Origin of the sequence: Leptolyngbya sp. FACHB-8 (assembly GCF_014695575.1) — a bacterium.
In the GTDB taxonomy this organism is placed as follows: domain Bacteria; phylum Cyanobacteriota; class Cyanobacteriia; order Elainellales; family Elainellaceae; genus Vacuolonema.
Genome location: NZ_JACJOO010000068.1, coordinates 31,710 through 45,806, shown reverse-complemented (window position 1 = coordinate 45,806; position 14,097 = coordinate 31,710). Strand labels below are relative to the sequence as shown.

Sequence of the window (14,097 nt, the reverse complement as noted above, 5' to 3'; positions counted from 1 at the left end):
CAGATAAAACGAAATTGTCACAGCTTCGTGAAAGAAATATAGCAAGGCTCACTTTTATAGCGCTGCGCGCTCAGAACCAGGAATTTTGTTTTTGAAAAGCCTTGATGAGCAAAGCTTTTCAAAACAAAATTCCTGCGTGAATCGTTGCGCAGCAAAGCTGGGCAACGCACGCCCTCAAAACCCGCTTTATGCAGGAGGTCTAATAAACTTGTCCTACCAGATTGCGCAGATTTTTATAAGAGCAATACAGAGTGGGCACCGCATTACGCGCCGCCCACTCTGTATTGCTCTTATAAAAATCTAGCCTGAGATTAAACCAGCTGTTAGTCGACGAATAGCCCGATTCGCTACATCTCCATAGGTTACTTTGCCAGCAAGAATTTCCGCCATCCGCTGGGTGGCTGACGGGCGTTTAATTCCCAGCTTGTACCCAATCTTGGGAACCTTGTAGAACGCGCCAGCTAGCTTTTGGGCCCAGGCCATTTCTCGGCCCCACTCCTGTTGAATGATAGCCGTATAGTTTTCTAAAGCGTTGCGATCGCCCCCTACAGCCCGGTCAATCGCCTCCGCTGCCTTCACCCCTGTAAAGATTGACGGACGAATGCCTTCTGCCGTCATTGGGTCCACCACACAAGCGGCTTCCCCAGCTAAAAGCGCATTTTGAGTATGCAAAACTTGATCGCCATCCCAGAGGCAGAGGGGGTGGCCATGTTGCCGAGTTTCCTTCAGGTCAACCTTAAAGGAGGCAGCATATTCTGTAAGAATTGCTCTAAAATCCTGAGATTCTCCACCTCGGAAGGCCCCTATGCCGATGGAATATCCATCCGCTTTCGGGAAGTTCCAGATGTAGCCGTTCTTCACCATGCCAAACTCGAAGTGAACGGTGTCGGGCCGCTCGATGGGTACATCAGCCTCGACTTCCAGAGCACCGCCCATCCGGCGCTTGCGATCCTTAAAACCCAGCCATCGGGACATTAAACCCTTGGCTCCGTCAGCTGCTATCAGGTAACGTCCATGAAACTGATCGGTTCCGGTATTAACCTGCCAATGATCGGACTGGAAGCTGATGCTGGTCACTTCTGTCCCATCTTTCAGTTCTGCACCCTGCTCCTGGGCTTTTTTGACTAGAAAGTGATCAAAAACATCCCGACGTACCATCCAGATAGGTTGCAGAGAATCGAGCTTTGCTTCTACCGGGTCTTCCATGTCCCAGGTGTAGCGAATGGTGTCAATTTTGAGAGAGATAGCCGGGCTAAAGTCGAAGTCAAACCACTCCGCCACTTGAGGAGAGACACCGCCACCGCAGGGTTTGTAACGCGGTAGGGTAGCTTTTTCCAGCAGTAGCACCGATCGCCCGCGCTTTGCCAAGTGGTAGGCAGCACTGCCTCCTGCTGGTCCTGCGCCTACAATAATGCAGTCGTACATGGTGGAACAGTCACTCCTGACGTGATGGCTCTGTTCTATATAATCGTTGCTTGGTAAAACTGTCTACCGATTTATAGAGAGATTTTGTGCTCTTACAGGGGCCAAGAAATATCTACTTCTTAGGTAAGAGTAATGCTCACAGTGTCACTCTTACCTAAGAAGTGAAAGCAGAAGCGACCGATTGGAAACTTCTTACCTTGAGAGAGAATAGAGTTGCCCCGAGAGCGATCGCCCCTTGTCTCTCTCAAGTCCGGTGTACAAAACTCATACCGACCCAGGAAGGAGCACCATGATGCAGAGTCGTGTGGCGTTAGAATCTTTCGATGGCCGACAGCATGAGGCATTGTTGAAGAACTGGTTATTGGCTCCCCATGTAGCACAATGGTGGAAACATCCAGAACGGCATTTGGCGATCGCGCTCAAACCTCCCTCCTCTCACCAGCAAGCGATCATTACTGTCGATGAGCAAGCAGTAGGCTACGTCTACTGGCAACGGGCGTCCGCGAACAGTCTGGCAAAAGCCCGTTTAAATCACATTCCGGCTGGATCTATCGCTGTCAGCCTCCTAATTGGAGAGGCACCTCGATTAGGGCAACGCATTGGGCCACGGGCATTACGCCTGCTCCTGGGAGAACTCCGCCGTGATCCATCCATTCCCCTTGTGAAAGGGGCAGTGCCTGCACATCATACCGCTGCGATTCGGGCCTATGAGAAGGCAGGGTTCGTGCGATCTCACCCCTACACGCCCCCGGATCCGCGTCCTTATCTACTAATGGTGGTGGACTTACAGCGCCGAGACGAGGATGTACCGAAAACTATCATGCCGTAGGTTGTGTTTCAGACGTATGAATGGTTGTGTGTAACGGGGTAAAGTGCTCCTTACACGGCATCAATAGAGAAAAGAGCCGGGCATTGCCCGGCTCTTGTGTCAGAACTTTATGCAGAAATCTGAGCAGTAATTAGAGACTAGACCTTAACAGCGCTCTTAACGCTGGTTTGAGTCAGTTCGCCTTTCTTATACTTAGCAGCGAAGATCTCCATGCCAACTTGCTTGATCTTGCTAGCTTGACCGGCGGTTCCGAACTGCACATAGCGATCCGCACATACTTTCTGCATGTACTTAATGGAAGGCTTCAGGAAGTGGCGGGGGTCAAACTCTTTGGTGTTGGCAGCCAGAGCTTCCCGAACCGCAGCGGTGATCGCCAAACGGTTGTCGGTGTCGATGTTCACTTTACGAACACCGCTCTTAATACCCTTTTGGATTTCCTCGACGGGTACGCCATAGGTTTCAGGAATCGTTCCACCGTACTGGTTGATTAGCTCAATCAGATCTTCGGGAACGGAGGAGGAACCATGCATCACCAGGTGGGTGTTGGGCAGACGGCTGTGGATTTCCTCAATACGGCTGATCGCCAGGATTTCACCCGTGGGTTTACGGGTGAACTTGTAAGCGCCGTGGCTGGTGCCGATGGCAACGGCCAGAGCATCCACTTGAGTCCGCTCAACGAAGTCTACCGCTTCGTCGGGGTCGGTCAGCAGCATGGAGTGATCTAACTCACCCTCGAAGCCGTGGCCGTCTTCTGCTTCGCCTTTACCAGTTTCGAGAGAACCCAGGCAACCCAGTTCGCCTTCAACAGAAGCGCCAATAGCGTGGGCTACCTTCACAACTTCACTGGTAACAGCCACGTTGTACTCGTAGCTAGCGGGGGTCTTAGCGTCAGCTTCCAAAGAACCGTCCATCATGACGCTGGTGAAGTTGTTCTTCAGAGCGGAGTAGCAGGTTGCTGGCTCGTTACCGTGATCCTGGTGCATCACGATGGGGATATGAGGGTAGGTTTCCACCGCAGCCAGAATCAGGTGACGGAGGAAGTTCTCACCGGCATAGTTACGAGCGCCGCGAGAAGCTTGCAGGATCACAGGGCTGTCGGTTTCGTTGGCAGCCTGCATAATCGCCTGGATTTGCTCCATGTTGTTGACGTTGAATGCGGGGATGCCGTAACCGTTTTCGGCTGCGTGATCCAGCAACAACCGCATTGGTACAAGCGCCATAAAAAATCCTCCTGGACTTCGGGTGAGCTAGTTTTAGTAGGCAGAGTCAATCCTTAGGATAATCTTAAGGTAATTTGCCGCATTAAATCAGAGATACCCCTCTATCTCAACAGGAGAATAAGCAAAAATCACTATTTGTTTTTCTGATTCTTTAGATGGACTTTCATTAAATTTGTTGAAGCTTCTTTCGTAAGATTCCTCAACCCTTTGCCGGATAAGCTTTTGGTACTTATGAGCTGTCTTGCCAGTTCATAAGAAGCGTGCGTTGAATAACCTGTAATTCTTCGTGTGAGAGGGGCAGTTTTGCATCCCCTCTCACACGAAGAATTACAGGTTGTTTTAGTGAGCCTAAACTAAAAAATTTTCAAGACTTTGGATGCTCTATGGGCACACCCTATATCCTGAAAAATTTTATTTATTAAAAATGTAAAAATGGGTCGCCTGGGATTCGAACCCAGGACCAATCGGTTAAAAGCCGAGTGCTCTACCGCTGAGCTAGCGACCCGCTCGCTTGCCTTTCAGGCGTCGGTAACCTCAGACATTATGGCGTTGCCATAACGCCCCTCTTAAGAGCTTTCCTGAAAGATGGGTCGCCTGGGATTCGAACCCAGGACCAATCGGTTAAAAGCCGAGTGCTCTACCGCTGAGCTAGCGACCCGCTCACTTGCCTTTCAGGCACAATTACTAACCTAACATAATGGGGAAATATTTACTAACATTTTTAAAAGAATCTGTTTCAGGACTTACGCAAGCCTGCTATCCATAGTGCATTTATGTTGTGGTGGGGTGCTTCGCACCCCACCACAACATAAATGCGTAAGTCCTGTGTTTTTTATCACGCCTCAAGACTTGATAGGCCATAGAAGCCGCAGTTCTTCAAGAACTGCGGCTTCTAATCGTCAGCAAATTTTATGAGCATTGTTAAGCCAGGCTTGAGGCTGTGAGGCGCACAGTTGTGCCAATGGTTGTTTCAGGATCGAGGTTGATCAGGCGATCGCCTGTATTCAGGGCATTTCTCGCCGCCGTCCAGGGCTCCAGGCAGTAAAAATCCTTCTCTTTAAGAGTCCAGAACACCAGCATGGTGTAGGGAGCCGTATAGTCGAGGGTTAGTTTTGTTCCCCGAGATGGGTCTACAACTGTGGCCTGTTGCCTCGATAACTCTCCGAACAGCACATCAATCTCCGGCTGTTCCAGGTCAAAGCTGCCGGCAAAGGCTTGTACCTGGCCGTCTTGCTGGGAGCGAAATTCAGCCGAGGGAATTTCGAACTGAAGCGCACGCTTGTCGCTTGCCTGGAAGTAGGGGTGCAGTCCCAGGGAGAACGGCATAGGAGTTGGGCCGAGATTGGTCACCTCCTGGTGAATCGCCAGTGTCATGCCCTGGAGCCGGTAGCTGAATTGCAGTTGAAAGTCGAAGGGGTAAACGGCACGGGTTGCTTCAGAGCTATTCAGTTCCAGTGTGAGGGATGCCTGATTTTCAGTAGATTGCGTGGTCACGGCCCACGGTAGATTCCGCGCAAACCCATGCTGTTTCAAGCTGTAGCTCTGGCCGTTGTGGGTGTAGGTATCATTCGGCAGATTGCCACAAATCGGAAACAAAATAGGAATACCGCCCCGAATGCTGAGGTTGGGGTCTGCAAACCGTTCCTCATCGAGATAGAGGAGTTCGCGATCGCCCACCGACCACCGCGTTACAATACCACCCCGCTCGGGCACCACCTCCAACCGTGCGGGGGCTTGCTCATCTCGCAGGATGTAGGTGATGTATTGTCGCTGCTCTGTTGTAATCGAAAACACGGGAGAACTCCAATTACAAAGCCGCTTCCTCCGTTGGGGTCGCAGCGGGCTGGTCCTGAGAGGCCCACGTCTCAGCCTCTAACTTCTTTGGTTTCACATCGTTGCTTGCCAGGTCTGAGGGCTCTGGTGCTGGTTTGGCAATGGCCTCAATCGGCTTCTCCACCGTATCGGTCACCTCCTCAGGGATGGAAGTCTCGGTGGGTAGATTCTCAGGTTCTGGGGTAGTTTCGGGCACCAGCATCGCTTCGGGCTCTAATACCTTAGGTTCTGGGGCCTCAGGGGTAGCCTCCTGGGGTTCTAGACTACTGGGTTCTGGATTATTAGATTCTGAGTTATTGGATTCCAGATCCTGGGACGTTGGCGTAGCGTCTGTGGGTGCTTGAGGCTCTAGATTCTCTTGAGGAACTGCTTTTTGAGGAGCCTCCTGAGTGTCTTCCGTTCCATTGGGATAGGTGATGAAGGAATCAGGAGAGGGGGAGGGCTGGGCGTTCGATTCTGCGGGAGGATTGAATTCTGAGGGAGGTGCCGGCTTGTTGGGATCCAGCGCCAGTCGATCCAGGATGGTGGGCGACTTCATGGGCTGAGGGAATAGGGCCGACGAGCGTTCGATATACGTGAGAATGTCTTTGGCTTTCTGCCCAGTGGCGATCGCCGCCTGATTATCCTGCACTTCAACCGGGATAAACTCTAACCGCATCCGGTCATCCTTCAACGACACCTTCAAAACAGCGGAATCATAACTGCTTTGAGCGCTTTGGGGCTGGTCAGCAAAGATGAAATTGCCCAGGGAGTAGGCAATGACGCGGCCTTTATAAATTTCAGCTCCTTGCAATACCTCAGGATGGTAACCCACCACCAGATCTGCACCCTGGTCAATGGCAGAGTGGGCCATTTGAGTTTGCCAATCGGCTGGGTAACTGGCGAGATCCTGGCTCCAGTGATAATTCACAATGACCCAATCAACTTGATTGCGAATGGCAGCAATATCTTCGGCCATTTGCTCCTTGAAGGCGGGGTTGGTACCAGGCCGCCAGCGCCCAGCCGCAAAATCATCCGCGTCGGAATAGCCCAGGTACGCAATCCGCTTGCCTCGCACCTCCACAATGTCAGGGCGGCGTGCTTCCTGCCGGTTACGGCCTGCGCCCACGGGGTGGGCTCCAACCTGCTGCAAGCTTTTCAGGGTCTCTTCCAGTTGGGTAGCTCCTGCTCCGGCTACGCCTTTGCCTGACACATTAACCAGCCGAATGCTAGTGCTGTCTGTGCTCTTGAGGTTGGTGGGTGCATTGTCGGGATTGGCGATCGCCAACGGCTGGTTCAAGTTCGCAAGCATCACATCCGAGCGAGGCAGGAGCCGCTGAGACCGAGGGATGGTGGACTCTGATGCCTGGGTAGATGCAGTCGTGGGGCGGCTCGTTTCCCCTTGAGCGGTGCGGGGGAGGGACGTGCCGGCTGGCCGCTCGGGTTGAGAGGCACTTGTTTTGGGCTTCGTACCCGGCGAAATGGGGGCACCTCCGGCGAAGGTGAGCGTCACAATCGGGTTGTTAGAATTACGCCCACCTTCAATTACAGGAACACGTCCAGACGCCGTCCGAATGGTGGTGCGGTTGTTCATCCAGTCACTGATGACTGCTCCTGCATCTAACTGCTTCCAGGTTTCCAACCCCAACCCCAGCACAAAAATAGCGGCAGCGGCACTGCTAATCCGTTGCAAAAACTTGGGGGTAATGCGCAGGGCAGGGGGCGGCGGAGTCACACGACGGCGACGGCGAGGGGCCGGGGCAGGCTGACGCGCGGGTGGCAAGGTGGCCACTTTCGGGGGTGCGGGTAGGGGCTTCGCGGCAGGGGTATCCGAGATGAGCGCCTGAATTCGGCGTAAATCTTTAGCTCGGTTTTGGGCTGCGGGAGCGGGCTGTTTGGGAGGGTGGGAGCGAGGGGCGGAATGTCGTTGGGGACGAGAACGTCGAGAAGAACGCAGGGCTTTTTTGCGGTGAGCCGGTATCACCAGACGGACAGACGTATCCCATAAAACTTCGGGATCATCCGCAAATCTTGCCAGAATGCGAACACCACGAATCACCTTTGAATTGAGGCGGCAGAGGCGGTGGCAGACAATGCTATTAAGGCAATCCCGTCGAGGCAGTCGCATGAACTCTAGCAGAACCAGCAGAACGCCAGGGCGATCTGCGGCAACCCGAGCGTAGATTCCCTGCGGCACCAGGCAGGCGTTGAGCCAGTAGGCGATCGCTCGAAAATCTCCCAACCGTGCCATTTGAACGGTCGAAGGCTGCGATACATGTTCCAGGTAGTCCATAAGATACCGTGTTCACTCCCCAGGTGTGAGCCAACAGCCTATGTTCTGTGGCTCTACGTTTGTTCTCGTTAGAAATTTTCCCAAAGTTTACCTCAGGAAACCCCCTACGAAGCAACTGTTTTCCTTTTCTACCCAGGCTTTAGACCAATTTTTAGAATTTCTAAGCTTTGTGAGGTGTAAATCTGGCATTGCTCACTTCATAGCAATGTGCAAGTTCGTTAAGTACAGCGCTATGTACCGCATAAAAACCAGTGGCTGCTAAACTCCCGGATTCCTCAAGAATTTAAGGCTCTGAGTACCCTTAATGTTTGCGATCTTCTGGATCTTGTCTCCAGTTTTAGAGTCAGCCTATGTCTCAATCCCGAAGCATTAGGCTCGGCACTGTATCTATCATTGAGTTTTGTTCAGGCAGGCAGCATAATCGGGGCACGTGCCTATCCTTCAACCAGAAGGAGCCATGCTCTTCGGATCACGACAGGATAATGTGAGAGTGCTAGCGTAGCCAACGCGTTTACAAAACATCACGGGTGACTGGATTGGCTGCCTGCCTATATCTGTGCTTCCCTCAATACTCTTATCGTCCATGACTCCAGAGCCAAGCCCTTCAAACCCTAATTCTTCCACTGCGCGCCCCAGCAGCGATAATGGGGCGATCGCTCCTACAAAACCCTGGCTCAATATTGAGCCTGATGACGAATTTCCCATGACCCCCCAACGTGGCTCTGTCGATGAATTACAGAGCGTTGGCTATGCCGAGCCCGGTGGTGGTCGCCGTAAGCCGTTTGACAATACAACCCAGCCCCCCATTGCGCTGGTCTTTTTGACAGCGATCGCCCTGGGTATTACAAGTCTTATCTTTGATCTGGCCTGGATGGGAATTACCGCCGCCATTGTGCTGCTCATTCTCACGGGGCGGGTGCTCTGGCTGGATATTCGTGCGGCATTGAATGAGCTGTTGTCTGCGCGGCAGCGTGTGACGCTGTTGGCCATCATTGGCCTGGTTGTCGCCATTATCAGCCTGTTGCGATTTACCGGAGCAGGGCAGGCTCTGGGAACCTGGTATCTCAGTCTGAGTTGGGACGCGATTGGGGCTACGGGCGAGGTGATCGGTGCCGTAGGGCAAATTTTGATTGCTGTCCTGGCGGTTTATGTGGCTTGGCGGCAGTACATCATTTCACGAGATCTGACTATTCAGCAGAATTTGATTACCCAGCAGCAAACCATTGATTCCTTCTTTCAAGGAATTTCAGAGCTTGTACTGGATGACGAAGGGTTGCTGGAGGATTGGCCCCAGGAGCGGGCGATCGCCGAAGCCCGCACCGCTTCTATTCTCAGTAGTGTCGATGCCGTAGGGAAAGCAAAGGTATTGCGATTTCTCTCGCGTTCGAAGTTACTGACACCTCTGAAGCGCGATCGCCTCCTGGGGCGCGCTATCCTTGACGGCTCCGGGGGGTACGAGGAGGACCGGGATGATGGCATGCGAGTCATTGATCTGGGAATCATCCTCACCGGCGTAAACCTGGAGGGTACCGACCTACGCTGGGTTGACCTGAGTGAAGCCAATCTGATTCGAGCTAACCTGCGCCATTGTGACCTGGTTAAAGCTAACCTGGCCCGCACGATCCTGGTAGACGCCGATTTGTCTGGGGCCGATCTGCAGGGGGTTCGTTTGTTCTATGGCACCTTAGAGCAAGCTACTCCCCGCAGCCGCAGTACCTTTCCCAATTACACGACGGGCGAATATACGGGTGCCGTAGTTGAAGGGGTAGACTTCACAGACGCCAAGCGTATGTCTGAGGAGCAGCGCCGTTACTGCTGTGCCTGGTGTGGTTCCAAGACCCGAGAAACTATCCCCGGGGGTTGCGAAGGTATTCCCAATCGCCTGGGGCGTTAATAAGCGTTACGTTCCTAGAATTTAACGAAAGACCGATGTGGGGAGGGTACGCACACGCCCTACCCACATCGGTCTTTCGTTAGAAACAGGAAGTTTATTTTTAAAGAGCCACAAGGAGCGTAGTTCTTTAAAAGAGGCTATAGAAAGTAGGAGGTGCGCGATGCTTTGCATCACGCACCTCTCTTGAAAAAGAGGGGATGCATCCCCTCTTTTTCACTGTGATCGTTAATTCAGAACGCTTGTCAATACACGGCCTGCTGTCTCTTTCAGCAACTCAGCCTTGTCAGTCTGTTCCCAGGGCAAATCTAGATCTGGGCGACCGAAGTGACCATAGGCAGCCACATCTTGATAGAAGCGGCCACCCCGTTCAGCGGGTAGATGGGTCAGATTGAAGGTTTGGATAATGCCAGCCGGGCGCATCTCGAAGTTAGCCTGAACCAGCTCCAGCAATCGCTCATCAGATACGGTGCCTGTACCAAAGGTATCTACCATGACGCTTACTGGACGGGCAACCCCGATGGCATAGCTGAGTTGTACTTCGCACTTCTCGGCTAGGCCTGCAGCGACAATGTTCTTGGCCACATAGCGGGCAACATAGGCGGCACTACGGTCAACCTTTGTGGGATCCTTACCTGAAAAGGCACCACCACCATGACGGGAGTAACCTCCATAGGTATCAACGATGATTTTCCGTCCGGTTAAACCAGCGTCACCCTGAGGGCCCCCGATCACGAACTTGCCAGTGGGGTTGACCAGGAACCGGGTCTCTGAATCGGGTTGAATGGCAATGTCTGCGAACACAGGTTGTACTACAGCCGTCCACAGATCCTTGCGGATTTGTTCTTGCACAGCGGCAGGATCAGTGATGTCGCCGATTGTTGCTGTGTGCTGGGTGGAAATTAGAATGGTGTCAATGCCGACGGGCTTGCCATCTTCATAGGCTACTGTTACCTGAGTTTTCCCATCGGGGCAGAGGTAGGGGAGCGTTCCATTCTTCCGGACTACCGATAGTTGCCGGGAAACGCGGTGCGCCAAGCTAATAGGCAGAGGCATCAATTCAGGAGTTTCGTTGCAGGCATAGCCAAACATCAAACCCTGGTCGCCTGCTCCGATCGCATCCAATTCCTCATCGCTGGATTGTGCCCGTTGCTCGTGGGCCTGGTTTACCCCCTGAGCAATGTCCGGAGATTGAGCATCTAGGGCGACCAGGACGGAGCAGCTTTCTGCAGAGAAGCCGTTGCCAGCATCGACATAGCCAATCTCAGTAATCTTCTTGCGTACCAGATCGACAAAGTTAACGGTCGCGCTGGAAGAAATTTCGCCAGTTAGCAGCACGAGACCCGTATTAACGACGACTTCAGCTGCCACACGACTACGAGGGTCCTGGGTTAATAATGCGTCCAGGATAGTATCTGAAATCTGATCGCAAATTTTATCGGGATGTCCTTCCGTAACCGACTCGGAGGTAAAAAGATATCGACGGGACAAGGGACTGACCTCTGCTCAACGATGGGTTTGCGTTGCACGTCTTTAACTAATTCAGGGAATTTAGCATAGATCGGGATCGGATTGGCTAGGTATGAAGACACCATGAAGCCTCATTAAAATAGTTTATAAATTTCTATCTAAAAATAATTATTGTATTTTTTGATACATGCTTGTTTGCACTTGCACTGTCGCGCTATGCCACTTGATGAGTCATCCCCTGCTTGGCGTCTGCTTTCTGCCAAACTCCAAAAACCTTTTCTAACAAGGACGTGTTTTAAAGCTCGTTAGAAGGGGTGTTTTTTCGTGCGCAAAGCGGCATGAAGAACTACTAGTACGCTGAGGCTGGAAATCCATCACCTATGTTTTGTGTGGGGTGCGAAGCACCCTACACAAAACATAGGTTGCGAACTTAGGCCGCAGCCTACTAGTTCAATACAGCGAAATATGAATCGTTATTTAGAGGGCGCTGAGCGCAACAGAATCCCCTTGTCTAAAGAACCATGATACGTGACAGCCGTTATCGAAGAATGGCCCTGGCCGTAGCAGAGGTGTTATGTGTAGTCGTTTTTACTGCTGACACCTAGCTAAACGGTTGTGGAATTTTCAAGGTTCGTGCAAATCCTCCCGGTACTGTGTCCTGAGTTTTCCCGGTTAAATCCTCACCTAACGTTATCTGTCAAATTTTGAAATGCTTCTCCTGAGAGTGTTTTGCAGCTTATAGAACTCACTTGAGCGCAAAACCCGCAAAAAAATGATTCCAGGTGAAGGAATTGTAAAGCGAATTGTATATGGAACAACAACGCTTTACTCCCGCCTTATTCGCTGGCTAAACGGTGCTAACTGGAGACTCAACCGGGTTGATGCGATCGCCCTATCCCACAACTTCAATTTCCTCAGGCCGATCCACGACCACAGTTCCTTCTAAAGGGGGTGGGAAGCCTGGCCAACCCCATCGTACCCCAATAGCTCCGGCTCCTAATGCTGCCGCCATCGCTAAATCACCCTGAGCATCACCAATCATGATCGTTTGGACTGGAGTAACCGCGAGCTGTTCACAGATCGTGTCGAGCAGGGTAGGGTCAGGCTTTTCAGGTTTGCCTGGTTCCGCGCCTCCCAGTACCTGAAAGTAGGCATGAAGCTGATAGGTTTCTAGAAAGTCGCGAATATTGGGGGGCGTATCAGAGGACAACACAGCTAGCTTGAGCCCGGCGTCTGCGAGTTGCTGAATCAGCGCTGGAATACCCAGCAACGGAGGGGTTTGGGAGGCGCGGTGGGCTAAGTCCTGATCAGACTGACGAAAGCAGCGCTGTACCAGACGTAAGGAGTCTAGCCAGGGACAACCTGTAGCTGTGACATAGGCCGCAGCAGCAATTTCATTCTCACGACGAGAGCCAACTGCCATCAAGCCGGCCGGGTTCAGGCGATCGCCCTCAACCCCAAAGGCTCGCAGGAGGGGATCTTTTAGACCCGGAAGCTCCTCATTGAGCAATTGACAGCGTCGCAGGGTGAGCGATCGCAAATACCTCTCAACATCTGCCAGAGTACCGTCCTTATCAAAGACAACCGCAGCAATATTTGAAAACTGCGTATTACGGCACCGAATCGTAACCAAGAGCTTTTCTCCTTATCGCGTTGTGCGTAGTGATTGCTAAGGATCCTGCATTTAACCTTTGTAGGAGTGATGGCTTTGCCCCCACTCCTACAAAAAAAATGACAGATTGTTTGATTTGTGATTCTAAATTAGAAGGTGGACGCAGGTGTTTGTAAAATTCACGTGTCTAAGGCTAAACCTGTGGTAGTCGGACCGTTAACCAGGCTCCACCAGTTTGGGGATGGTTTTGGGCGGAGACTTGGCCCCGATGGGCTTCAACAATCTGCCGCACAATCGCTAATCCCAAGCCTGTGCTATTTCGCCGTTGCAATTCCTGAATCTCAGGGTCATTAGTAGAGGGGCTGCTGCTGTTTGCGTAGGGCGAGGAGTGGAGAGATTTGCGCGAACGCGACGGGTCAGCTTTATAAAACCGTTCAAACACAAACGGCAAATCTTCTTCCGGAAAGCCGGGACCTGCATCAATAACCTGTAGCACTATCCAGCCATCCGGTGCTTCTTCAGTAGAGGCTTCCTGTTGCAGGGTGACCTGTACAGTGCTTAGAGGAGGGCTGAACTTAATACTGTTATCTAATAGGTTAATGAGCACTCGGTACATCCGGGCCTGATCTAGATGAACCGTAAAGTGGGTAGGGCCTTTGTAGTCAAGTTGCACCTGTTTTTTGCGGCTCAATGGCTCCAGGTTTAACCAGGCCGACTGAATGAGTTCGGGTAATTGAACGGTGTCGGCTGCAAGGGATTCTGGTAGGCTACGCTCCAGCTGGGCGAGATCCAATAAATCCTGTACCAGGTTGGAGAGCCGAATGGTTTCGTTGAGTAGCCGAGTCACCCATCCTTGCAAGGACGGCTCAACGCGGCTCTGTAAGGTCTCAGCCACCAGTCGAATCGAGGTCAGCGGAGTTTTTAGCTCGTGGGCAACATCGGAGGCCCAGCGATCGCGCTGCTGTTTCAATAACTCTGCCTCAGCACGACTCTCCAGAAAAATCCCCACCTGATTATCGCTGAGGGGATAGCCAATACCCCGCAAGGTTTGCCCAAATTGACGCGAGAGTTGGTTTGGATCGGGACTAACGGGATAGAAAGTCCAATCTTGCTGGCAGGGCTGTCGAGTTTCGCGGGTTTGCTCTACCAATTCATCCAATTCATAGGAGCGCACGACCTCTAGCAATAACCGAGGGGCATTTTCAGGGGATTGTTGGATACCCAAGAGCAAGCGCGCCTGATTGTTACACCAAACCAGACGATTCTCGTCATCCAGTTGGAGATACCCAATGGGGGCTCCATTCAGAATCGTTCGGTACTGTTCGACTTGCTCACTTAAACTGGCTTGAATGCGCTGCTGCCGTGTAATGGCCAGAGCCATTTGGGTAGCCGTGCCATAGATGTTATCGGTATTGGGGGAAAGTCGAACTTCTCGTAACAAGCCTTGGAGCCGTCGGAGGAGCCGCGATCGCTGCCATAAAAACAGAGCAATGCCAACGGATAGGCCTAGCAAAAAGTCGATTATCCCGATCAACACATTTGAGC

The 14,097-nt window shown here is 52.2% G+C and carries 9 protein-coding genes and 2 tRNA genes; 2 read left to right on the top strand and 9 right to left on the bottom strand.

From position 1 onward, the window contains the following. Positions 1-300: 300 nt before the first annotated feature. Positions 301-1,425 (bottom strand): geranylgeranyl reductase family protein, encoded by a 1,125-nt coding sequence (locus tag H6F91_RS18205; RefSeq protein WP_190773349.1) that lies wholly within the window; start codon positions 1,423-1,425, stop codon positions 301-303. A gap of 289 nt (positions 1,426-1,714) precedes the next feature. Here H6F91_RS18205 and H6F91_RS18200 point away from each other — a divergent pair, with 289 nt between their 5' ends. Beyond that, complete coding sequence (locus H6F91_RS18200; protein ID WP_190773350.1) at positions 1,715-2,254, top strand: GNAT family N-acetyltransferase; 540 nt, start codon at positions 1,715-1,717, stop codon at positions 2,252-2,254. A gap of 137 nt (positions 2,255-2,391) precedes the next feature. On the opposite strand, the gene fba is transcribed toward H6F91_RS18200, so the two are convergent. From fba to H6F91_RS18175, 5 genes are all read right to left on the bottom strand, one after another. Continuing rightward, positions 2,392-3,474, bottom strand: coding sequence for a class II fructose-bisphosphate aldolase (gene fba, locus H6F91_RS18195; RefSeq protein ID WP_190773351.1), 1,083 nt, complete (start codon positions 3,472-3,474; stop codon positions 2,392-2,394). Between the two features lie 433 nt (positions 3,475-3,907). Then, positions 3,908-3,979 (bottom strand) — tRNA-Lys (locus H6F91_RS18190). Positions 3,980-4,060: 81 nt separating this feature from the next. Continuing rightward, positions 4,061-4,132 (bottom strand) — tRNA-Lys (locus H6F91_RS18185). A 263-nt stretch (positions 4,133-4,395) separates the two neighbouring features. Continuing rightward, positions 4,396-5,268: an aldose epimerase gene (locus H6F91_RS18180; RefSeq protein WP_190773352.1), complete on the bottom strand. Its 873-nt coding sequence runs from the start codon at positions 5,266-5,268 to the stop codon at positions 4,396-4,398. A gap of 13 nt (positions 5,269-5,281) precedes the next feature. Further along, a complete protein-coding gene (locus tag H6F91_RS18175; RefSeq protein WP_199307907.1) occupies positions 5,282-7,579 on the bottom strand; it encodes a CapA family protein in 2,298 nt (765 codons plus the stop codon). A gap of 583 nt (positions 7,580-8,162) precedes the next feature. Between H6F91_RS18175 and H6F91_RS18170 the strand changes: the two genes are divergently transcribed. Then, positions 8,163-9,473 (top strand): pentapeptide repeat-containing protein, encoded by a 1,311-nt coding sequence (locus H6F91_RS18170; protein WP_190773353.1) that lies wholly within the window; start codon positions 8,163-8,165, stop codon positions 9,471-9,473. A gap of 225 nt (positions 9,474-9,698) precedes the next feature. Here H6F91_RS18170 and metK read toward each other — a convergent pair whose 3' ends face one another. The 3 genes from metK to H6F91_RS18155 all read right to left on the bottom strand — a co-directional run bounded on the left by metK (position 9,699) and on the right by H6F91_RS18155 (position 14,089). Continuing rightward, positions 9,699-10,961 (bottom strand): methionine adenosyltransferase, encoded by a 1,263-nt coding sequence (metK, locus tag H6F91_RS18165; RefSeq protein ID WP_190773354.1) that lies wholly within the window; start codon positions 10,959-10,961, stop codon positions 9,699-9,701. Between the two features lie 871 nt (positions 10,962-11,832). Next, complete coding sequence (locus tag H6F91_RS18160; RefSeq protein WP_190773355.1) at positions 11,833-12,573, bottom strand: HAD family hydrolase; 741 nt, start codon at positions 12,571-12,573, stop codon at positions 11,833-11,835. A gap of 172 nt (positions 12,574-12,745) precedes the next feature. Beyond that, positions 12,746-14,089 (bottom strand): ATP-binding protein, encoded by a 1,344-nt coding sequence (locus H6F91_RS18155; RefSeq protein ID WP_347280058.1) that lies wholly within the window; start codon positions 14,087-14,089, stop codon positions 12,746-12,748. Between the last annotated feature and the right edge of the window lie 8 nt (positions 14,090-14,097).

What these genes read in the sequence shown, in the direction of transcription:
- H6F91_RS18170 (WP_190773353.1), top strand. Translation starts at nt 8,163, where the DNA reads ATGACTCCAGAGCCAAGCCCTTCAAACCCTAATTCTTCCACTGCGCGC.
- fba (WP_190773351.1), bottom strand. Translation starts at nt 3,474, where the DNA reads ATGGCGCTTGTACCAATGCGGTTGTTGCTGGATCACGCAGCCGAAAAC.
- H6F91_RS18200 (WP_190773350.1), top strand. Translation starts at nt 1,715, where the DNA reads ATGATGCAGAGTCGTGTGGCGTTAGAATCTTTCGATGGCCGACAGCAT.
- H6F91_RS18175 (WP_199307907.1), bottom strand. Translation starts at nt 7,579, where the DNA reads ATGGACTACCTGGAACATGTATCGCAGCCTTCGACCGTTCAAATGGCA.
- H6F91_RS18205 (WP_190773349.1), bottom strand. Translation starts at nt 1,425, where the DNA reads ATGTACGACTGCATTATTGTAGGCGCAGGACCAGCAGGAGGCAGTGCT.